Origin of the sequence: Noviherbaspirillum sedimenti (assembly GCF_003590835.1) — a bacterium.
Taxonomy (GTDB): Bacteria; Pseudomonadota; Gammaproteobacteria; order Burkholderiales; family Burkholderiaceae_D; genus Paucimonas; species Paucimonas sedimenti.
In genome coordinates, this window is record NZ_QYUQ01000002.1 from 1,594,162 (window position 1) to 1,614,494 (window position 20,333).

The 20,333-nt window shown below is 60.5% G+C and carries 17 protein-coding genes; 10 read left to right on the forward strand and 7 right to left on the reverse strand.

Going from position 1 to position 20,333, the window contains the following annotated elements:
- Positions 1–75: 75 nt before the first annotated feature.
- The 3 genes from infC to apbC form a co-directional block, all read right to left on the reverse strand.
- Positions 76–600 carry a translation initiation factor IF-3 gene (gene infC, locus D3878_RS07480; protein ID WP_119784895.1) on the reverse strand — a complete coding sequence of 175 codons (525 nt, stop codon included), beginning with the start codon at positions 598–600 and terminating at the stop codon, positions 76–78.
- A 57-nt stretch (positions 601–657) separates the two neighbouring features.
- Positions 658–2,565, reverse strand: coding sequence for a threonine--tRNA ligase (gene thrS / locus D3878_RS07485; RefSeq protein WP_119784896.1), 1,908 nt, complete (start codon positions 2,563–2,565; stop codon positions 658–660).
- A 273-nt stretch (positions 2,566–2,838) separates the two neighbouring features.
- Positions 2,839–3,927 carry an iron-sulfur cluster carrier protein ApbC gene (gene apbC / locus D3878_RS07490; RefSeq protein WP_119784897.1) on the reverse strand — a complete coding sequence of 363 codons (1,089 nt, stop codon included), beginning with the start codon at positions 3,925–3,927 and terminating at the stop codon, positions 2,839–2,841.
- 187 nt (positions 3,928–4,114) lie between these two features.
- On the opposite strand from apbC, the gene metG reads away from it, so the two are divergent.
- The 7 genes from metG (at position 4,115) to D3878_RS07525 (ending at position 11,444) form a co-directional block, all read left to right on the forward strand.
- Entirely contained in the window at positions 4,115–6,238 is a 2,124-nt protein-coding gene (gene metG / locus D3878_RS07495; protein WP_119784898.1) for a methionine--tRNA ligase, read from the forward strand.
- Between the two features lie 20 nt (positions 6,239–6,258).
- A complete protein-coding gene (locus tag D3878_RS07500; RefSeq protein WP_119787758.1) occupies positions 6,259–6,741 on the forward strand; it encodes a GNAT family N-acetyltransferase in 483 nt (160 codons plus the stop codon).
- Positions 6,742–6,769: 28 nt separating this feature from the next.
- Positions 6,770–8,458: a SulP family inorganic anion transporter gene (locus tag D3878_RS07505; RefSeq protein WP_119784899.1), complete on the forward strand. Its 1,689-nt coding sequence runs from the start codon at positions 6,770–6,772 to the stop codon at positions 8,456–8,458.
- 83 nt (positions 8,459–8,541) lie between these two features.
- The gene (locus D3878_RS07510) at positions 8,542–8,751 is read left to right on the forward strand and encodes a DUF3460 family protein (RefSeq protein ID WP_119784900.1); all 210 of its coding nucleotides are present in this window, start codon (positions 8,542–8,544) and stop codon (positions 8,749–8,751) included.
- Between the two features lie 3 nt (positions 8,752–8,754).
- Positions 8,755–9,624: a segregation and condensation protein A gene (locus tag D3878_RS07515; protein ID WP_119784901.1), complete on the forward strand. Its 870-nt coding sequence runs from the start codon at positions 8,755–8,757 to the stop codon at positions 9,622–9,624.
- Positions 9,625–9,634: 10 nt separating this feature from the next.
- A complete protein-coding gene (panC, locus tag D3878_RS07520; RefSeq protein WP_119784902.1) occupies positions 9,635–10,474 on the forward strand; it encodes a pantoate--beta-alanine ligase in 840 nt (279 codons plus the stop codon).
- Positions 10,475–10,505: 31 nt separating this feature from the next.
- The gene (locus D3878_RS07525) at positions 10,506–11,444 is read left to right on the forward strand and encodes a cobalamin-binding protein (protein WP_119784903.1); all 939 of its coding nucleotides are present in this window, start codon (positions 10,506–10,508) and stop codon (positions 11,442–11,444) included.
- 25 nt (positions 11,445–11,469) lie between these two features.
- Here the strand turns inward: D3878_RS07525 and D3878_RS07530 are convergent, their stop codons facing one another.
- Positions 11,470–12,081, reverse strand: coding sequence for a ParA family protein (locus D3878_RS07530; RefSeq protein WP_119784904.1), 612 nt, complete (start codon positions 12,079–12,081; stop codon positions 11,470–11,472).
- 128 nt (positions 12,082–12,209) lie between these two features.
- Between D3878_RS07530 and D3878_RS07535 the strand changes: the two genes are divergently transcribed.
- From D3878_RS07535 to D3878_RS07545, 3 genes are read left to right on the forward strand one after another with little or no spacing between them, the layout of a single operon-like run.
- The gene (locus D3878_RS07535; RefSeq protein WP_119784905.1) at positions 12,210–13,520 is read left to right on the forward strand and encodes a hypothetical protein; all 1,311 of its coding nucleotides are present in this window, start codon (positions 12,210–12,212) and stop codon (positions 13,518–13,520) included.
- Complete coding sequence (locus D3878_RS07540; RefSeq protein ID WP_233556266.1) at positions 13,513–14,193, forward strand: hypothetical protein; 681 nt, start codon at positions 13,513–13,515, stop codon at positions 14,191–14,193. Before D3878_RS07535 ends, D3878_RS07540 begins: the two co-directional genes overlap by 8 nt.
- 12 nt (positions 14,194–14,205) lie before the next feature.
- Positions 14,206–17,028: an ATP-binding protein gene (locus tag D3878_RS07545; RefSeq protein WP_119784906.1), complete on the forward strand. Its 2,823-nt coding sequence runs from the start codon at positions 14,206–14,208 to the stop codon at positions 17,026–17,028.
- A 64-nt stretch (positions 17,029–17,092) separates the two neighbouring features.
- Here D3878_RS07545 and D3878_RS07550 read toward each other — a convergent pair whose 3' ends face one another.
- From D3878_RS07550 to hisD, 3 genes are all read right to left on the reverse strand, one after another.
- Entirely contained in the window at positions 17,093–17,875 is a 783-nt protein-coding gene (locus tag D3878_RS07550; protein WP_199688111.1) for an SDR family NAD(P)-dependent oxidoreductase, read from the reverse strand.
- 2 nt (positions 17,876–17,877) lie between these two features.
- A complete protein-coding gene (locus tag D3878_RS07555) occupies positions 17,878–18,837 on the reverse strand; it encodes a 3-hydroxyacyl-CoA dehydrogenase (RefSeq protein ID WP_119784907.1) in 960 nt (319 codons plus the stop codon).
- Between the two features lie 66 nt (positions 18,838–18,903).
- Positions 18,904–20,211: a histidinol dehydrogenase gene (hisD, locus tag D3878_RS07560; protein WP_119784908.1), complete on the reverse strand. Its 1,308-nt coding sequence runs from the start codon at positions 20,209–20,211 to the stop codon at positions 18,904–18,906.
- Between the last annotated feature and the right edge of the window lie 122 nt (positions 20,212–20,333).

Sequence of the window (20,333 nt, forward strand, 5' to 3'; positions counted from 1 at the left end):
CCCAATCTACTTAATTAGTCGGGGACAGAGTAGCTCGCCGCGCTTCGGCGGCTTACAAACTCTGTCCCCGATTTATTACTTTTTCTTCTTCGGCGCCAGAACCATAATCATCTGGCGGCCTTCCATCTTCGGAAACTGCTCGACCTGGGCATACGGCTCCAAGTCGGCTTTCAAACGCTCCAGCATACGCATGCCAATATCCTGATGCGCCATTTCGCGACCGCGATAACGCAATGTGATCTTGGCCTTGTCACCGTCTTCATCAAGGAACCTGATCAGGTTACGCAGCTTGATGTTGTAGTCACCGTCATCGGTACCCGGCCGGAATTTCACTTCCTTGACCAGGACGATTTTTTGCTTGAGCTTGGCTTCGTGCGCTTTTTTCTGTTCCTGGTATTTGAACTTGCCGTAATCCATCAAGCGGCATACCGGCGGCTGCGCAGTCGGCGCAATTTCCACCAAGTCCACATTGGCTTCTTCGGCCAAGCGGAAAGCTTCGGCCAGACTGACGATGCCAAGGGCTTCGTTTTCAACACCAGACAAGCGCACCTCAGGTGCGGTGATTTCGCCATTGATGCGATGCGATTTATCCGTAGCTATTGCAGTTTCCTTTAAAAATCAAATAATTAAGCCGTGCTCCACGTCGAGGGGTCCCGATCAGACTTTGGTATCGACCTCGTTTTTCAGGCGTTCCACCAGCTGATCGACGGGCATGACACCCAGATCGACATTCCCTCGCGCACGCACGGCCACGGTGTTGGCATCCCGCTCCTTGTCGCCGATGACGACGATGTAAGGCAGCTTTTTAACAGAATGCTCGCGTATTTTATAGGTTATTTTCTCGTTACGCAAATCGAGCTGAACCCTAAACCCTTGTTTTTTCAGGTTTTGTGCGACGCTTTGCGCATAATCAGACTGCGCATCCGAAATGTTCAAGACGGCAACCTGCACCGGCGCCAGCCACAAAGGCAGCGCGCCGGCGTGATTTTCGATCAAAATGCCGATAAAACGCTCCAAAGAGCCAACAATTGCCCGATGCAGCATCACCGGCACCTTGCGGGTATTGTCGACATCGACATACTCCGCACCGAGGCGGCCCGGCATCGAGAAATCGACCTGCATGGTGCCAACCTGCCATGGGCGACCCAGCGAATCCTTCAGGTGGTATTCGATCTTCGGACCGTAAAAAGCGCCTTCACCCGGCAATTCCTCCCAGGTCACGCCGCAAGCCTTGAGCGCATTGCGCAGGGTATCTTCCGCACGATCCCAGACTTCGTCCGAGCCGATGCGGTTTTCCGGGCGCAAGGCGATCTTGATCGAAATACCGGAAAAGCCGAAATCGGCATACACCTGCATGGCCTGGGTATGGAAAGCCTGCACTTCTTCCAGGATCTGCTCTTCGGTGCAGAAAATATGGCCGTCATCCTGGGTAAAGCCGCGTACGCGCATGATGCCGTGCAGCGCGCCGGATGGCTCGTTGCGGTGGCACTGGCCGAATTCGCCATAACGCAGCGGCAGGTCGCGGTAGCTGCGCATGTCCGAGTTGTAAATCTGCACATGCCCAGGGCAATTCATCGGCTTCAACGCATAGTTGCGGTTTTCCGATTCGGTCACGAACATGTTTTCGCGATAGTTTTCCCAGTGGCCGGTCTTTTCCCACAGGCTGCGATCAAGGATTTGCGGCGCCTTGACTTCCTGATAACCATTTTGCTGGTACACGCTGCGCATGTATTGCTCGACCTGCTGCCACACGGTCCAGCCCTTCGGGTGCCAGAACACCAGGCCCGGGGCTTCTTCCTGGAAGTGAAACAGGTCCAGCGCCTTGCCCAGCTTGCGGTGATCGCGCTTCTCGGCTTCCTCCAGCATGTGCAAGTAGGCTTCCTGATCTTCCTTCTTGGCCCAGGCGGTACCATACACGCGCTGCAGCATCTCGTTCTTCGAGTCGCCGCGCCAGTAGGCACCAGCCAGCTTCATCAGCTTGAAGACCTTCAGCTTGCCGGTCGATGGCACGTGCGGACCGCGGCACAGGTCGGTGAACTTGCCCTCGGCATACAGCGACACATCCTGGTCGGCCGGGATCGATGCAATGATTTCCGCCTTATAGGCTTCGCCGATCGACTTGAAATAGGTCACCGCCTCGTCGCGCGGCAACACCGTGCGGGTAACCGGCTCGTCCTTCTTTGCCAGTTCCGCCATCTTCTTTTCGATCGCTAGCAAGTCGTCCGGGGTGAAAGGGCGCTTGTAGGAAAAATCGTAGTAAAAGCCGTTCTCGATCACCGGGCCGATGGTCACCTGGGCGTCCGGAAACAATTCCTTGACCGCGTAAGCCAGCAAGTGCGCGGTCGAATGGCGGATCACTTCCAGGCCATCGGCATCCTTGTCGGTGACGATGGCGAGATCGGCATCCTGCTCGATCAGGTAGGAAGTGTCGACCAGCTTGCCGTCGACCTTGCCGGCCAGCGCCGCCTTGGCAAGACCCGCGCCGATACTGGCGGCGACTTGCGCCACCGTGACCGGCGCATCGAATTGACGTTGTGAACCATCGGGAAGTCGGATTGCAACCATTTATTTTCTCCATGCGGCAGCAAGCTGCTTGCGGACTTAGAACTAAAACTGCGTGAAAAATGCGGGCAAAAAAAAACGCGGACCAGCCGCGTTCTTCATTCAAGCGATGAAAGACCCGACTAGCGTCGCTGCGTACCACTGATGCTAGTTCGCGGTGTCATAACCAGGTGCCTTTCTCGCTCTTACAGAATATGTTGTCGAAATTAAATTCCAGACTTGCTGGCGCAATTTTCGCCAAACGAGCATTCTAGGAGGATTTCCGGAGGATGTCCATTAATCATTCTTGACCACAATCGTCGGAAACTTGCTGGTCATATCCCTGGCCTTTTCTGCCACCTTGACCGCCACCTTGCGGGCGATCTGCCGGTAAATCTCCGCCACCGGCCCTTCCGGATCGGCCACCACGGTCGGCTTGCCCGAATCGGTCTGTTCGCGAATCGACATGGTCAGCGGCAGCGCGCCGAGAAAATCGACGCCGTATTCCCGGCACATCTTCTCGCCGCCGCCGGCGCCGAAGATCGCTTCGGCATGGCCACAGTTGGAACAGATGTGGGTACTCATGTTCTCGACCACGCCGAGGATGGGGATGTCCACCTTCTCGAACATCTTCAGGCCCTTGCGCGCATCCAGCAAGGCGATGTCCTGGGGCGTGGTGACGATCACGGCGCCAGTCACCGGCACTTTTTGCGACAGGGTCAGCTGGATGTCGCCGGTGCCTGGCGGCATGTCGATGATCAGGTAATCCAGTGCACGCCAGTTGGTCTGCTCCAGCAATTGCATCAGCGCCTGCACGACCATCGGGCCGCGCCAGACCATCGGCTGGTCGGGGTCGATCATGAAACCGATGGACGAGACTTGCACGCCATGGTTTTCCAGCGGCTCCATGGTCTTGCCGTCGAGGCTTTCGGGCCGGCCGGAAATGCCCATCATCATCGGCTGCGAAGGACCGTAAATGTCGGCGTCCAGCAAGCCGACCTTTGCCCCTTCGGCCGCCAGCGCCAGCGCCAGGTTGGCCGCCGTGGTGGATTTGCCGACACCGCCCTTGCCGGACGCCACCGCGATGATGTTTTTCACATTCGACAGCAGCTTGACGCCGCGCTGCACCGCGTGCGAAAGGATATTGGCGTAGACATTGACCGTGACCCTGCCAACGCCCGGGATCCCCCTGACGGCGCCAAGGGCGGCGTCGTGCAGCAGCGCGATCTGGCTATTGGCCGGGTAGCCGAGCTCGACGTCCAGGCTGACGTCGGCGCCGCTGACCTGAATGTTCTTTGCGGATTTGCCGGAAACCAGATCCTTGCCGGTATTCGGGTCCATCACAGCGGCCAAAGCCACCTTCACTGCATCAACTGAAATACTCATTATTTCTCCGGATTCTTCACTAAGTTGCAAGTCTAAACCAAATGCCGGTGCCGGGCTGCCAGGCAAGTCAAGGCGACATCGCGGTGCGTTCGTGCGGCTTCATGACAGTTTGAAGGCGCATTTCCAGCGAAATTGCCGCTTGCGCTGCTAAAATGACTGTTTTATTTCAGAAAACCCCGCAACACGTATGAGTACCCCACAGCCCCGCAAGCTTTTCGTCACCACCGCCCTGCCCTACGCCAATGGCGCTTTCCACATCGGCCACATCATGGAATACATCCAGGCCGACATCTGGGTGCGGTTCCAGCGAATGCAGGGCAACGAAGTGCATTTCGTCGGCGCCGACGATGCGCATGGCACGCCGATCATGATCGCCGCGGAAAAGGCCGGCATCACGCCGCAGGAATTCGTCGCGAACATCGCCGCCGGCCGGCCGCAATACCTGAACGGTTTCCATATCTCCTTCGACAACTGGCATTCCACCGATTCGCCGGAAAACACCGAGCTGTCGCAAGCTATTTACCTGAAGCTGAAAGAAGCCGGCCTGATCGTCACCAAGGTGGTCGAGCGCTTTTTCGACCCGGTCAAGGGCATGTTCCTGGCCGACCGCAACATCAAGGGCGAATGCCCGAAGTGCTCTGCCCGTGACCAGTACGGCGACAATTGCGAAGTCTGCGGCGCCGCCTACGAGCCGACCGAGCTGAAGAACCCGTATTCGGCGCTGACCGGCGCCACGCCCGTGATGAAGCCTTCGGAACAATATTTCTTCAAGCTGTCCGATGAACGCTGCTTCGCCTTCCTGCAGGAATGGCTCAATTCGCCGGGCCGCCTGCAGTCGGAAATGGTCAACAAGGTCAGCGAATGGCTGGGCAATGACGGCAAGGACCTGGCGGACTGGGATATCTCGCGCGATGCGCCCTATTTCGGCATCCCCATCCCCGATGCGCCGGGCAAGTTTTTCTATGTCTGGCTGGATGCGCCGGTGGGCTACCTGGCCAGCCTGAAAAACTATTGCAGCAAGAAAGGCCTCGATTACCAGGCGCTGCTGAACGACCCGGCCACCGAGCAGGTGCATTTCATCGGCAAGGATATCGTCTCCTTCCATCTGCTGTTCTGGCCAACCATGCTGAAATTTTCGGGCCATCCCGTCATCGACAAGCTGAAAGTCAATGTGCACGGCCACATGACGGTTGGCGGCGAAAAGATGAGCAAGTCGCGCGGCACCGGCATTTCGCCGCTGCGCTACCTCGACCTGAAGATGGATCCGGAATGGCTGCGCTACTACATCGCCGTCAAGCTCAATGCCAAGGTCGAGGATATCGACTTCAACCCGGAAGATTTCATCGCCAAGGTGAATGCCGACCTGATCGGCAAGTACGTCAACATTGCCAGCCGCGCCGCCGGCTTCATCAGCAAGCGCTTCGATGGCAAGCTGAGCAATCCGGTTACGGCCGGCACCAGCGGCAACCGCTTCTGGGAATCGTTGAAAAACGGCGAGGAAGCGGCGATCCGCGATGCCTTCGAGACGCGCGAATATGGCAAGGCGATCCGCCACATCATGGCGCTGGCCGATGAAGTCAACCAGTACGTCGATGCGAAAAAGCCATGGGAACTGGCCAAGGACCCGGCCAACGGCCAGGCCTTGCAGGATGTCTGCAGCGACCTGCTGCTGGCCTTCCATCGCCTCTCCGTGTTCCTGGCGCCGGTGCTGCCGGAAGTTGCGCGCAAGGTAGCGGCGCTGTTCGGCATCGGACGCGATCTGACCTGGGCCGACCTGCACACCTGGCCGACTTCGATCGGCACCTTCGAACATTTGATGACGCGGGTGGATCCGAAAATGCTGGAAAGCCTGTTCGACAAGCCGGAATCAGCGCCTGCCGCGGCCAATGCCGCCACCGCCGCAACATCGGCGGCAACGCCTGCCGCCTCGGCTGCCGACAGCGCAGTCAGCGGCATCGAACCGCTCGCCCCTGAAATCAAGATCGACGACTTTGCCAAAATCGACTTGCGCATCGCCAAAATCGTCAATTGCGAACAGGTCGAAGGCTCCGACAAGCTGCTGCGCCTGACGCTGGATGCGGGCGAAGGCCGCCTGCGCAACGTTTTCTCCGGTATCAAGTCGGCCTACCAGCCGGAAGACCTGATCGGCAAGCTGACCGTCATGGTCGCCAACCTGGCGCCGCGCAAGATGAAGTTCGGCATCTCCGAAGGCATGGTGCTGGCGGCGTCAAGCGCCGACGAAAAAGCCAATCCCGGCATTTACGTGCTGAACCCCTGGCCCGGCGCCGAGCCAGGCATGCGGGTTCGATAAGCTGCATGCCTGCCGACGCCATGGACCTGATCATCCGCGAAGCCAGCTTCGACGACGCCCAGTTGCTGGCCGACCTGACCCGCGCCGCCTGGGCCGGCAAAGTAGCGGTGACATCCAGCGGTCACCGCGAAACTGCAGTGCAGGTCCTGCAGCACCTGCAGCAAGGCGGCGGCCTGATCCTGCTGGTCGATGGCGCGCCGGTCGGTTCGGTGCGCTGGCTGCCGCTGGATAGCGAATCCGATGTCTGGGATATCGTGCGCATGGGTATTTTGCCTGGCCACCGCGGTCGCAACCTCTCGCAACACCTGCTCGAATCGGTGACCCACGTGGCGCAGGAAGCCAATGTGCGCGAATTGCGGCTGGCGGTGCACAATGACCAGCCGCACCTGATGGACCTCTACGCCGCCTACGGTTTCGAGCTGGCGCCCGAGCTGGAATACTCCCACGCCAACCCGCTCGAGCAGCCGCCGATGGTGATGCGCCGCGTGCTGCAAGACAATTAGGCGCGGTCGCCATGCGCAGGACAACGGCATGCAATACCTGAACCTGTCCTTCCGCCCGCGCATCGTCGATGCTCTCAAAGGCTACGACCGCGCCCGCTTCTTCAATGACCTGATGGCCGGCCTGACAGTCGGCGTGGTGGCGTTGCCGCTGGCAATGGCATTTGCGATCGCGTCCGGCGCCAAACCGGAAGCCGGCATCTTCGCCGCGATCATCGGCGGCTTCCTGGTTTCCGCGCTGGGCGGCTCGCGCGTACAGATCGGCGGGCCGGCCGGCGCCTTCATCGTGGTGATCTACGCCATCATCGAAAAGTACGGCCTGGCCAACCTGTTCATTTGCACCATCCTGGCAGGCATGATGCTGTGCCTGATGGGCATGCTGCGCCTTGGCGCCGTAATCCGCTACATCCCGGTGCCGATCGTGATCGGCTTCACCAATGGCATCGCGGTCCTGATCGCGCTGTCGCAGCTAAAGGATTTTTTCGGGCTGGAGATTGCGCGCATGCCGGGCGATTTTTTCGCCCAGTTGCAATTGCTGTATGCGCAGGCGCATACAGCCAATCCGCTGGCGGTCCTGGTCGCTGCGCTGTCGCTGCTGCTACTGTTCCTCTGGCCCAAGGCCTACCTCGGGCCGAAGAATGACGGTCGGCCGGTATCGCCGGCTGCGCGCGCCTGGCGTTTCATCACCGCGATCCCCGGGCCGGTACTGGTGCTGGTGCTGGCAACCACCGCTGTCAGCCTGCCTGGCTTGCCAATCGAGACCATCGGCAGCCGTTTCGGCGGCATCCCGCAGGGCATTCCGGAATTCCGCCTGCCCGCCTTCAGCTGGGACCTGGTGCGCCAACTGTTCGCGCCGACCCTGACCATCGCCCTGCTGGGTGCGGTCGAGTCGCTCCTGTGCGCCCGCGTGGCCGACAACCTGATCCAGGAACGCCACGACCCCAACCAGGAACTGCTGGCGCAGGGCATCGCCAACATCGTCGTGCCCTTCTTCGGCGCCCTGCCGGTCACCGGCACCATGGCGCGCACCATTACCAACATCCGTGCCGGCGCCACCAGCCCGGTGGCCGGCATCGTCCATGCACTCACCCTGGCGGCGATCGTGCTGGTCGCCGCGCCGCTGGCGAAGGACATCCCGCTGGCGGCGCTGGCGGCGATCCTGCTGCATGTCGCCTTCAACATGGGGGAATGGCACGAGTTCCGCCGGATGCGGCACTTTTCCCATAACTACCGCATCCTGGTGCTGGCCACCTTTCTGCTGACGGTGACGGTGGACCTCTCCACGGCGGTCGAAGTCGGCCTGGTGCTGGCCTGCCTGTTCTTCATTTACCGCATCTCCAGCCTGACCGACATCCAGCCGATCACCGCCACGCCGGCAGGTCCGTTGCCGCCAGGCGTGACCGTCCATGCTCTGTACGGCTCGCTATTCTTCGGCGCGGTAGGCAAACTGGATGGCTTGGTCGAGCCGCAAGCGATCCCGGCGCGCGCCATGATCCTGGAAATGCACAAGTTGATCAGCCTGGACACCACCGGGCTGGATGGCCTGGAAACCATCCACAAGGCGCTGCATCGCTCCGGCAGCCGGTTGATCCTGTGCGGCATCAATCCGCAACCGCGCAGCCTGATGGAGCGCACCGGCTTCGTCGGCCGCATCGGCGAGGAAAATTGCGTGGTCGATTTGCCGGCCGCGCTGGCGCGCCTGCAGGCGCCAACCGTCTGAGGCCGGAAATTTGCCGTTACAAGCGAAACTGGCGGTCAGACAAGGTAAAATAGCCGATCATCCCATTCAGTTGCCAAATCCTCATGAAACTGTCGAAGCAATATTCGAAATACGAGTCTGAAATCACCCGCTTCATCAAGGAACTCAAGCAAAAGAACCCGAAGCTGGAAGAACAGCAGCGCGCCGGCCGCTCCCTGCTATGGGACAAGGCGCCGATCGACCTGGATGCGCGCGATCGTGCCGAGCAATCGCGGGTCAATCAACAGCCCTACGTGTACCAGAACAAGGGGTAAGCGGTGAGCCGGCAGCACATTGCCGAGCCGACGGGTGATGCGCTTGAACTGGCGGTCGCCGGCCAGGCCGACTCGACGCCGGACGTGATCGATGGCGTAGGTTTTGCCAGGCTGTACGGCGAGCCGCTGTTCCAGCTGCCGACCGACCTATACATCCCGCCGGATGCGCTGGAAGTCTTCCTGGAAGCCTTCGAGGGTCCGCTGGACCTGCTGCTGTACCTGATCCGCAAGCAGAATTTCAACATCCTCGACATCCCGATGGCGCAAGTCACGCGCCAGTACCTGGAGTATGTCGACCAGATCCGTGTCCATAATCTCGAACTGGCGGCCGAATACCTGCTGATGGCGGCCATGCTCATCGAGATCAAGTCGCGCATGCTACTGCCGGCAAAGCAGGCCGAAGCCGGCGAAGAGGCCCAGGATCCGCGCGCCGAGCTGGTGCGCCGCCTGCTCGAATACGAACAGATGAAACTGGCCGCGTTCGAGCTCAATGCCCTGCCGCAGCTCGGGCGCGATTTCGTGCGCACCCAGATCTATATCGAACAAAGCATCGTCACGCGCTGGCCGGAAGTCCATGTGGCCGACCTGCAGGCGGCCTGGGCCGACGTATTCAAGCGCGCCAGGCTGATCCAGCACCACAAGATCAGCCGCGAGGAACTGTCGGTGCGCGAGCACATGACCGGCATCCTGCGCCGTCTGCAATCGGCGAAGTTCGTTGAATTCGCCGACCTGTTCGACCCGTCCAGGGGTGCCCCTGTGCTGGTGGTAAATTTTATCGCCCTGCTCGAACTGGCCAAGGAAACCCTGATCGAAATCACCCAGGCCGAAGCGTTCGCACCGATCTACGTGCGCCTGGCCTATTCGCCCACCTGATTGAAATTCCATGAAAATCGTCTCGTCCATCGAAGAACTGCGCGACCAGCTGCGCGGCCAGTTACGTACCGCCTTCGTGCCCACCATGGGCAACCTGCATGAAGGCCATCTGTCGCTCATGCGCCTGGCCCGCAAGCATGGCGACCCGGTGGTCGCCTCGATCTTCGTCAACCGCCTGCAGTTCGCACCGGGCGAAGACTTCGAAAAATACCCGCGCACCTTCCATGCCGATGTCGAAAAACTGGAAAAGGAAGGCGTATACGTGCTGTTTGCCCCCACCGAAAAGGACATGTACCCGGAGCCGCAGGAATACCGGGTGCAGCCGCCCGATGGCCTGGGCAATATGCTGGAAGGCGAATTCCGTCCCGGCTTTTTCACCGGCGTCTCCACTATCGTGATGAAACTGTTTTCCTGCGTGCAGCCGAGGGTCGCCGTGTTCGGCAAGAAGGATTACCAGCAACTGATGATCGTGCGCAACATGGCGCGCCAGTTCGCCCTGCCCACCGAGATCATCGGCGCCGAGACTTACCGCGCCGAAGACGGCTTGGCCCTGTCTTCGCGCAACAGCTACCTGTCGGCAGATGAACGCGCCGAAGCGCCGGCGCTGTTCCAGACACTTAACCAGGTCGCAACGGAAATGCGTGCCGGTCACCAGGATATTTTCCTGCTCGAACAGCAAGCAATGGCCAGCCTGGCCGCGCGCAGCTGGAAGCCGGATTACGTTTCGATCCGCCGCCGCGTCGACCTGCAGCCGCCGGCCGCCGGCGACCTCGCGCAAGGCGAAGCGCTGGTGGTGCTGGCCGCCGCCAAGCTGGGCGCAACCCGCCTGATCGACAACCTGGAAATCTGAGCGGCTTGCAAGGTCCAGTGGAACTGCCGGCATGGCTACCCTGTTGCATACCGCAAACCGGCGGCAGAAGTGCCCATTAACGGCAACGGTCCTGCTGGCGGCGGTCCTGCTGGCGGCGGTCCTGCTGGCGGGCGGCCCGGCGTTGGCGAACGGTGCGCCCGGCGTCGTCGACGACGCCGGCCGCACGCTCGCCTTGAGCACACCCGCGCGCCGCATCGTCAGCCTGGCGCCGCATGCCACTGAACTGCTGTACGCTGCCGGCGCCGGCGAGCAGGTGGTTGGCGTCAGCGAATTCAGCGACTATCCGCAAAAAGCCAGGCAGGTTCCGCGCATCGGCGGCGGCGGCGCACTCGATCTCGAACGCATCGTCGCCTTGAAACCCGACCTGGTGGTGGCCTGGCGCAGCGGCAATTCCGCCGTCCAGATCGCCCGCCTGAAAAACCTCGGCATCCCCATATTCGAGAGCGAACCGCGCGACTTTGCCGCCATCGCCAGCAATATCGAACGGCTGGCGCAACTGGCCGGCACCGAAACCGCCGGCCATGCAGCCGCGAGCGCATTCCGTGCGCGCCTGGATCTTCTTTCCACCAGATTCGCCGGGCGCGCTCCGGTGCGCGTGTTTTACCAGGTCTGGGACAAGCCGCTGATGACCTTGAATGGCCAGCACATGGTGTCAGCCGTGATGCGCCTGTGCGGTGGACGCAATATTTTCGACAGCCTGCCGCAACTGGCGCCCATGGTTGGCGTGGAAGCTGTGGTGCGCGCCGATCCGGAAGTGATCATGGGCGACAGCGCCGAACGGAATAACGCCCCCTCGGCATGGCGACGCTTTCCCAAAATGACAGCAGTAGAACGCGGCAACCTGTTCGTAATCGATCCTGACCTGTTGACACGCCCCGGGCCGCGCATCATCGATGGCGCCGAGCAAATGTGCCAACAACTGGAAACCGCGCGCAGCAAACGCCCTTAGCGTCCATCGCGCCCGGTCGCGCCTCCTAGCGCGCCACCCACTCCAGCACGCTCTGCCACTGCTCCTGGTCTTTTTCCACCCGTGACGGCGCGGCATCCCAGACGGTGGCGCCCTGCGCTGCCAGTTGCACGTAATTCTGCGTGTCGCGCAAGAAGCCCAGCACCGGCAAACCGAGGTTGTTGACGTAATGCGCCAACTGGTCGGCGGCGCGCGTGCGGCCATTCACGCGCATGCCGAGCACCCCCACCTGCAGCTTGTCCTTGCGGGCGATGAGCTTTTGCAGGAAAGCCTGGGTAGCAAGGATATCGAATATCGACGGCTGCAGTGGCACGATGACCTTGTCGGCGATACGCAACACCTCGTCGAAGCGCACGCCGTCAAAGCCGGCGGGGGTATCCAGCACCATGTGCGTGGTGCCCTGCGGCGGCCTGGCGACAAAGCCGGTACCGACTTCCCAGGCCGCAATCGGCGCCAGGTTGGGCGGACGCAGCGCCAGCCAGGAGCGCGAGGACTGCTGGACATCGACATCGCCCAGCATGACCTTGTGGCCGCGCGTGGCGAAATAGCCGGCGAGATTGATAGCGAAGGTACTTTTTCCAACGCCGCCCTTCGGATTGGCGATGACGAATACTGGCATGGCTTTCCTGGATGTCTTTTTTTGCAAGAATAACACGCAACACTCACAAAAATCAGCCCGTAAAACACCTGCTGCGTCGATACGACAGTGCCGCCTTGCCTTAAAATGACTGCATGCATATTCTCCCCATGAATGCTGCCGGACCCGCGGTCGAAGAGCAGCAGGATTCCCTGCAATCCTATTTCAAGTACGATATCTCTCCGGATGACGTCGAACAGGTCTACCGCCTGAAAAGCGCGCAGCCACTGCTACAAGCCTTCACCGCCCTGTTTCATGGCGGTTTCGACGGCGTGCTGGTGCGCCTGCTGGTCTTGCGCGAACTGGTAGCGGAAACCGGTTCGCCGGCGTTTACCCGCGCCGACATCAACCTGCGCCTGGCTTACCTGGAACCCGAACGCCTGGAAACCGTGCTCGCACGCCTGCGCGCGCACCACCTGCTGGCCTGGGATGCGAGCCATGGCCTGTACCGCGTCACACCCGGTGCGCGCAACATCCTGGCTGCCATCGATAGCCTGCTGCAGATGAACCAGGACAGCGACGACGCCGACATGGGCTTTTTGCTATCCCAGGTAGCGGGCGCACAAGCAGTCGGCGGCGTCACCGTCGAGCAGCTGCAGCACCTGCTGGGCCGGCTGGTCGGCTTGACGGAGGAATTTGCCGATGCGATTGCCTCCGGTTCGGAATTCCGCCTGCGCGCCGCGCAGGAAAAATGGAACACCGCCTGCGACTGGGTCGAAAAAGGTTCGGAAATTCTCCATTCCATCATCCAGGACGCCCGTGCCGACGCCGCCACCCATCGCGCCGCCCAGGCGATCGGCCGCGCGCAAAGCGCCTTGCTCAACATGCAAGGCATGTTCTCGCGCGCGCTCAACCAGATCGAGCGCCAGCGCGTGCATCTTGGCCAGTCCGGCCTGACGACCACCGACATCAAGACCTGGCTGATGCAGCATGAAGACCTGGCCGGACTCGCGCGCGCGGCGGTATCGCTGCCGGTCACGCCCATGTTCATCACCCCTTCCGAGATGATCGATGTGGCGGAGACCGAACTGCTGGCGGAAAAGAACAGCACGCCGGTCTTTGCCTTGCCCGCCGGCGAAAGCGCCCAAATCACTGCCAGCGAAGTGGCGACACTTCCAGTCGTACTGGACGACTGGCTGAGCCGACTGACCGCGTTTGCAACGGCAGCCGACGCATCCCCAAAGGTACACGAGACCCTGCTGCCCGCCACATTCGCGATCGCCTCCTACCGCGCCTCGCTGTTGCAGTTGTTGGGCGACGAGAGCGAAGCCGCGCTGCAGGGCGGCACCGCCACGATGGCACGCCTGCCGCTCGAATTCGCGCCGCAGGACGGCATGGTAAAACTGAAAGACCCGCACGTGGCGGCGATCTCGATCGCGACGCTCACGCAAAGGACCGAACCGGAAAAAAAGCATGACTGACGAAGCACAAATCCTGATTGCGCAACTGCTCACGCATCAGACCCTGGCGCGCGAGAACAAGCTGGTCAAGCGCGCGCTGACCGATGAGGCCTTCCGTCTCGAAGTCGACAAGCGCCTTGCCGCCTGCGGCATGAAATTTCTTGACAACGTCTACGCCGACAACGTCACGCTGGCCCTGGCGCGTGAGATCGAGCCGAAAATATTCGGCGCGCGCGAAGTCTGGCAAAACAACAACCTGGGCCTGGCGCGCGATGGCGTCGCCCTGCTGGTGGTGCTGTGGGCGATGATCATCCTGCCCAAGCGCGAACGCCAGGAAGCGCACCAGGCCGCGCTGGAAGACCAGGAAGACATGTTCGGCAAGGACAAGCCGCTACCGCGCGCCGAAGATGCCTCGATGGGTATTTCCTATCGTGCGCTGCTGGCGGATTTCGGCGACAAGCTGGGCAAAAAAACCCGTATGGACATGAACCTCGGCCAGCTTTCCAAGCTCGGCTTCGTCGAGCGGCGCGGCGACATGATCACGGAAGGTCCGCTGCTGGATTTGATGATGGATACCGATGCCCTGAAGGACCGGATCGTCAATGGCGCGCTGGCCGACATCTTCCATCTCGCGCGACCGAAGGATGCGGACGTAATTCCGTTCCCGCAGGTCGAAGCACAAAGCCAAGAATAATAAGGAAGTTCCATGTTTCACATCAAATCGCTGGAAATGGTCCACTGGGACTACTGGCAACGCGTCAAGAATATTCCGCTCGACGCCAAGATCATCACCATCGCCGGCCAGAACGGCTCGGGCAAGACCACCCTGCTGGACGCGCTGCGCACGCTGTTCGGCCTCGACTGTTCGATGGGCCGCTCCTACAAGCATTACGCGCGCCACGCCGGCCAGCAGATTTCCTGGCTGCGCGCCGTGGTCGACAACCGCGCCACCGGCCGTCAGCTGTCGAACCGGCCGTTTCGCGCCTCCGGCTTCTTCAGTGAAGACGAAGTCACGCTGTTCTGCCAGATCCAGAAAAACGGCGGCGACTGGAAACGCCAGTACCTGATGCGCCCGGGCGTCGTCGAGATCGAGGAAGTCCAGGACGCCACCGACTGGCTCGGTCTGGACGCCTACCGCAAGCGGCTGGCCAATGCCGGCCTGTCGCAGGCGATGGCGAAGGTGCTGGCCCTGGAGCAAGGCGAAACCGACAAGCTGTGCGAATACGCGCCGCGCCAGTTGCTCGATCTGGTGTTCCAGGTGTTCGGCGACAAGGAAGTGCTGGACGCTTACGACGAAGCCAAGCGACACCAGCGCGATACTGAAATGGAGTTGCAGCGCTTCGAGGCGGAGCTGGAATCGGCGCAGACCAACCAGGAGCGCCTGCGCCTGCGCGCGGCCAACTTCCATCAATGGGAAGGCCTGCTGAAGGAACAGCGCGACCTGCAGGAAGAAATCCTGCCGACGCTGCAATATCACGAGATCCGCGAAAAGGCGGCAATGACCAGCGCCACGCTACGCGAAGCGCGTGCATCGCTGTCGTCGCAGGATGGACAACTGTCCGACAAGCGCGCCGATGTCGCGCAACGCGCCGCCGCCCTCACCGCTGCGCATCAGCATGAAACGGCGCTGGAAGAAGAAAAATCGGTTCTGGAGAAGCAGCTGGGCGAGCTCAACGGCAAGTTGAAGCCGCTGGAAAGCCTGCTCGAGCAAAAGACGCGCCTGCAGAAGCTGGCCGCCGACGCCGGCGCCGACATCGCCGATGTCGCGGCAGAGCTGGAGCGGAAGGAAGCCGACTACATGCGCCTGCGCCGGGAGCGCGACGAACTGGCGGCGCGCATCGCCGCTGACCGCATGGCGATCGCGGCGCTGGAAAGCAAGTCCGCCCTGCCCGACCCGGAGAACGTCCGCTCGATGCGCCGCGCCCTGGCCGACGCCAAGCTCGACCACGTGATGTTGCCTGACATAGTGGAAGTGACCGACGCGCGCTGGCAGGGCGCGGTCGAAGGCGTCCTGCGCGGCTACACCTCGGTCGTGCTGCTGGCGCGCGCCGGCGACACGGCTGCCGCCTACCGCATCGCCGAGCAGGAACGCTACGGCCACTTCATCGTCGCCGACCGCATCAAGGCGCCGGATGTGAAAGACAAGAGCCTGCTGTCGGCCGTGCGCTTCACGGCGCCGGCGCCCGGCTGGCTGATCGATCAGCTGGCGCGCATCACGCGCGTCGATTCGGTCGAGGCCGGCGCCAAATTGTCGAACAGCGATGAATGGATCACGCCCGAGGCCTACCACTGCGAGCGGCGCGGCGGACGCTCGCTGTTCGTCGAGGCGTCACGCTACCGTTTCGGCGATGCCGGCCGCCTGCAGCGCCTCGCCGCCCTGCAGGCAAGCCTGCCAAAGCTGGAAGCGCAGGAAGACCAGTTGACGCTGAAAATCAGCAAGCTGGCGGGCGAAGTCAGTGGCTTGAAAGCGCGCATTGCCGGCGTCGATGCAGCCAAGGAACTGGTCGCGCGCCAGGCCGAGTTTGATGAAGCCGTGCATGGCGCCGCCCCGCTGAAGGCGGCGCGCACCGAAGTCGGCAGCCGCCTCGGCGAATTGTTCCCATTGACCAAGAAGGCCACCGAGGAACGCACGCTGGCCGACAACCACTGGCAGAACGCCAGGCGCGCGCTGGCCGACGCCGAATCGTATCAGCGCGTATCGAACAAGCGCTATCAGGAAGAACGCAGCGCGCATGCGGCCAGGCTGGCTGAACTGCGCAAGACCTGGCGCCACCTGCCGCACGCCTGGCGCCGCCCGGCGCGTCGGCTGGCGCTGGTCGAGGAACACCAGAACGCGCACCAGGTCGAACTGCGCATGAAGCACCTTGCCGTTGACCTTGCGCGCGATGACTGGGAAACCGATTCCACCGTGGTCGACCAGCATGTGCGCCTGTCCAACCTGCTGCAAGGACGCCAGGCCGAGACCGATGAGCGCCGCTACCAGAACAACCGGGCGATCGAGGCCACCACCAATGCGCGCGGCGCCTATATCGAACGCCTGCGCTACACTGTCAAGACCTACAGTCGCAACATCAAGGAGCTGGGCGAGCTGGCCGGCATCGAAGTGCATACCGATACGGTGCGCCTGGAAAACGACGACGTGCAATTGGCGCAGGCCGGCCTGCACGTGCGCTTCAAGTTCGACGGCAAGGGCGCCATCGGCATGAACGACGGCGAGGCATCGGGCGGCCAGCAGGTGATGAAGTCGCTGATCCTGCTGATCGGCCTGCTGAAGTCCGACGATGGCTCGGGCGGCTTCGTGTTCATCGACGAACCCTTCGCCCACCTGGATATCCGCAACATCCAGCTGGTCGGCGAGTTTCTGAAGAATACCGATGCGCAGTACCTGATGACCACGCCGCTGACGCACAACACCGACGTGTATGACCCGTCAGAGCTGACGCTCATCACCAGCAAGAAGAAAAAGGATGTGCACTGGGCGCAGCCGATTTTCGTGCTGCAGCGGCGCAAGGAGACACAGGCTGCCTGAGAACATGCGGATCGAAGACTTAGCGCCGTGCTGGCATAAATCAGCGCGATCAATCCTGGACACTTTATTTCATGGTCCAGCCACCATCCACCAACATGCTGGTTCCTGTGACCATGCCGCTGATTGGCGCGGCCAGATAAGCGACCGCTGCAGACACTTCGTCAACAGTGGCCATGCGCCCTAAGGGAATATTTTCCTGCACATACCGATTAAATTCAGGATCTTCGAGGAAAGGCTTTGTCATTGGCGTCAACACAAATGTCGGCGCAACGGTGTTGACGCGGATCTGGTGTGTTGCCAGCTCCAGCGCCATGGCCTTGCTCATCCCTTCCATCGCGAATTTTGTCGAACAGTAGACCGTTCTATCACGTAAAGCCACATGGCCGGACTGTGATGACATCATGATGATCGATCCTGTGGACTGCGTTGCGATCATTCGCCTTGCCACGGTTTGAGCGCAGAAATAGTTCACCTTGACGTTCAGGTTGAAAATCTGGTCAAAGGTCGCTTCATCGACGTCTACAAATGGCTGTGGCTTGTTCATGCCGGCATTGTTGACGAGGATATGAACTGCGGGCAAGGCATCGACCCGCTGCCGAAATTCTTCGGCATTATTCAAGTCCATTGCCCAGAAATCGGCAGCGCCGCCGGCATTCCGGATGTCCATGCAAAGCGTTTCCAGATCGCTTGCATTGCGGGCGACAAGAATGACGTGAGCGCCCAGTGAAGCCAGCATGCGTGCACAGCCCTCGCCAATGCCGCGTGAGGCGCCGGTCACGATCGCTGTCAGGCCTGGTAATTGAAGCGGATTTGCAGAATCGATCGCCGGGCTCATCATGCTGGACATTGTTATTTCTCCTTCTTGTTTCGCATTGCAGCGAGGGTCATCAATTGACGATCACGCCAGGCGCGGCGTTCGTTGAGTTGGTCTTGTCCGAGAATCGTGCGACGCTGCGCCTCTACCTCGGCAATCAGCTCGTCAGGCCACGGCTGTTCATGCGTGCGCGAATGTGCGATTTCCTGAAACAAGCGACCAAAACGGCGTGCATAATCGGCCACACCTTGTGGTGCATTCAGATCAATCGTTTCAAACGGCCCCATAAACGACCAGCGCAATCCCAAGCCGTCCCGGATTGTCTTGTCAATATCTTCGCAAGTTGCAACGCCCTCTTCCACTAATGCCCATGCCTCGCGCAACAGGACGGCTTGCAACCGGTTCAAGACAAAGCCCTGAGTTTCGCGGCGCACATGCACCACGCTTTGGCCGACGGATTGCATCAGCGCGTCCGTAAAGGCAACCGCCTCAGACAGCGTGGCCGGCGAAGGCACGATTTCCACGACAGGGACCAGATAAGGCGGGTTGACGGGATGAGCAATCAGGGTGCGGCCCGCCAGTTTGAGACCTTGCGTAAATGCCGAGGCCGGAATGCCCGAAGTTGAACTGCCGATCACGGTATTCTCTGAGGTCAGTTCCTCCAGCTCTTCCATGAGTCGCCGTTTGACTTCCACTTTTTCGAGAATGGATTCTTGAAGATACGCCGCATCGGTGACCGCTTCCTGCAATGTTTCTACTGCAGTCATGCGCGCCATCACGCCATCGATATTATCAATGAGCTCGAATGCATGCAGATCTTCCAGCTGACTCCGTATCAGCGACAGCGACGATACTGCGGCGTTGGGCGCCGCATCGAAGATCTTTACCTCCAGCCCGGCCCTTGCAAATACGATCGCCCAGCCTGCGCCAACCAGCCCGGCGCCAATGATCCCGATGTGCCGTCCATTTACAAGCTTATTCGCTTTTTGTGACATATTCTGCCTCCTTGTTAAAATGGTGCGACAAGCCCTGCCGCACCATTTTTTCTCGAACAGCTTAGCTTATTCGGCCGCACCGCCGTAAGGAACATCCTTGTGCCCGTAGCGGCGGACGCGGATATTGGCTTGCTCGCCGTGGCCGGCGAAGCCTTCCAGAGCGCACAGCCTGGAGCAATACTCGCCAATCATGGCAGATGCTTCATCGGTGAGCACCTTTTGATAGGTGCAAGTCTTCAGGAATTTGCCGACCCATAAGCCGCCGGTATAGCGCGCTGCCTTCATTGTCGGCAAGGTGTGATTGGTGCCGATAACTTTATCGCCATACGAAACATTGGTGCGTGGCCCTAAAAACAGTGCGCCGTAGTTACGCAGATTTTTCAGGAAATAGTCATCATCGTGCGTCATGACTTGCACGTGTTCGGATGCAATTTCATTAGCAATCTTGACCATTTCTTCATTGCTTTCAGCAACGATCACCTGGCCAAATTTTTCCCATGACTGGGATGCAATGGCGGCTGTCGGCAAAATCTTCAGCAAGCGCTTGACCTCTTCGATGGTATCCAGCGCCAGTTTTTCGGAAGTGGTCAGCAAGATTGCCGGCGACTCCGGACCGTGCTCTGCCTGTCCCAGCAAGTCGGTCGCACACAGTTCGCCATCGACGGTGTCGTCTGCGATCACCAGGGTCTCGGTCGGGCCCGCAAACAGATCGATACCGACGCGACCGAACATTTGGCGCTTGGCTTCCGCAACAAACGCATTGCCTGGGCCGACCAGCATATCCACCGGCGCAATAGACCGCGTGCCGATTGCCATGGCGCCGATCGCCTGGATACCGCCCAAGCAGTAGATTTCATCCGCACCTGCCATGTGCTGAGCGGCGACAATTGCCGGTGCTGGCTTGCCCTGGAATGGCGGCGCGCACGTGATGATCCGGGGCACACCAGCGACTTTAGCCGTGATCACAGACATATGGGCCGACGCCAGCAAAGAATACTTGCCGCCCGGTACATAGCAACCCGCGGCATTCACTGGGATATTCTTGTGCCCCAAAATAATGCCCGGCAGCGTTTCGACTTCGATGTCTTTCATCGATTCGCGCTGGTGCTGCGCGAAATTACGCACTTGCTTCTGCGCGAATTCGATATCGGCCAGGTTTTTATCGCTGAGTTGATTCAGGCAATTCTGGATTTCTTTGTCGGTCAACCGGTAATCGTCGCGCTCGACTTTATCGAAGCGAATGGCCAGCTCGCGTACGGCGGCATCACCACCTTGTTCGATGTCAGCAAGGATTTTTTCCACGGTTTCCCGGACTTCCCGCGCCGCGTTTTTGACAACTTCCGGTTCTGCGCCTTGCTTGAGCCACTTAGCCATTTTCAGTCTCCAGTCGATTTGGTTTAGATGCATTGCATACGTATGCAATGCATCGCAGTATAGGACAGGCATGCGGACTGCGCAAGTTTTTTGAAAGCCAAAACAAAAGACGGAGTTTCTTT

Bases quoted from the DNA above. Each gene is read 5' to 3' on its own strand.
- panC (WP_119784902.1), top strand. From the start codon at position 9,635: ATGAAAATCGTCTCGTCCATCGAAGAACTGCGCGACCAGCTGCGCGGC.
- metG (WP_119784898.1), top strand. From the start codon at position 4,115: ATGAGTACCCCACAGCCCCGCAAGCTTTTCGTCACCACCGCCCTGCCC.
- D3878_RS07540 (WP_233556266.1), top strand. From the start codon at position 13,513: ATGACTGACGAAGCACAAATCCTGATTGCGCAACTGCTCACGCATCAG.
- D3878_RS07555 (WP_119784907.1), bottom strand. From the start codon at position 18,837: ATGTCACAAAAAGCGAATAAGCTTGTAAATGGACGGCACATCGGGATC.
- D3878_RS07510 (WP_119784900.1), top strand. From the start codon at position 8,542: ATGAAACTGTCGAAGCAATATTCGAAATACGAGTCTGAAATCACCCGC.
- D3878_RS07550 (WP_199688111.1), bottom strand. From the start codon at position 17,875: ATGTCCAGCATGATGAGCCCGGCGATCGATTCTGCAAATCCGCTTCAA.
- hisD (WP_119784908.1), bottom strand. From the start codon at position 20,211: ATGGCTAAGTGGCTCAAGCAAGGCGCAGAACCGGAAGTTGTCAAAAAC.
- D3878_RS07535 (WP_119784905.1), top strand. From the start codon at position 12,210: ATGAATGCTGCCGGACCCGCGGTCGAAGAGCAGCAGGATTCCCTGCAA.
- D3878_RS07500 (WP_119787758.1), top strand. From the start codon at position 6,259: ATGGACCTGATCATCCGCGAAGCCAGCTTCGACGACGCCCAGTTGCTG.
- apbC (WP_119784897.1), bottom strand. From the start codon at position 3,927: ATGAGTATTTCAGTTGATGCAGTGAAGGTGGCTTTGGCCGCTGTGATG.
- D3878_RS07525 (WP_119784903.1), top strand. From the start codon at position 10,506: ATGGCTACCCTGTTGCATACCGCAAACCGGCGGCAGAAGTGCCCATTA.
- D3878_RS07505 (WP_119784899.1), top strand. From the start codon at position 6,770: ATGCAATACCTGAACCTGTCCTTCCGCCCGCGCATCGTCGATGCTCTC.
- D3878_RS07530 (WP_119784904.1), bottom strand. From the start codon at position 12,081: ATGCCAGTATTCGTCATCGCCAATCCGAAGGGCGGCGTTGGAAAAAGT.
- D3878_RS07545 (WP_119784906.1), top strand. From the start codon at position 14,206: ATGTTTCACATCAAATCGCTGGAAATGGTCCACTGGGACTACTGGCAA.
- thrS (WP_119784896.1), bottom strand. From the start codon at position 2,565: ATGGTTGCAATCCGACTTCCCGATGGTTCACAACGTCAATTCGATGCG.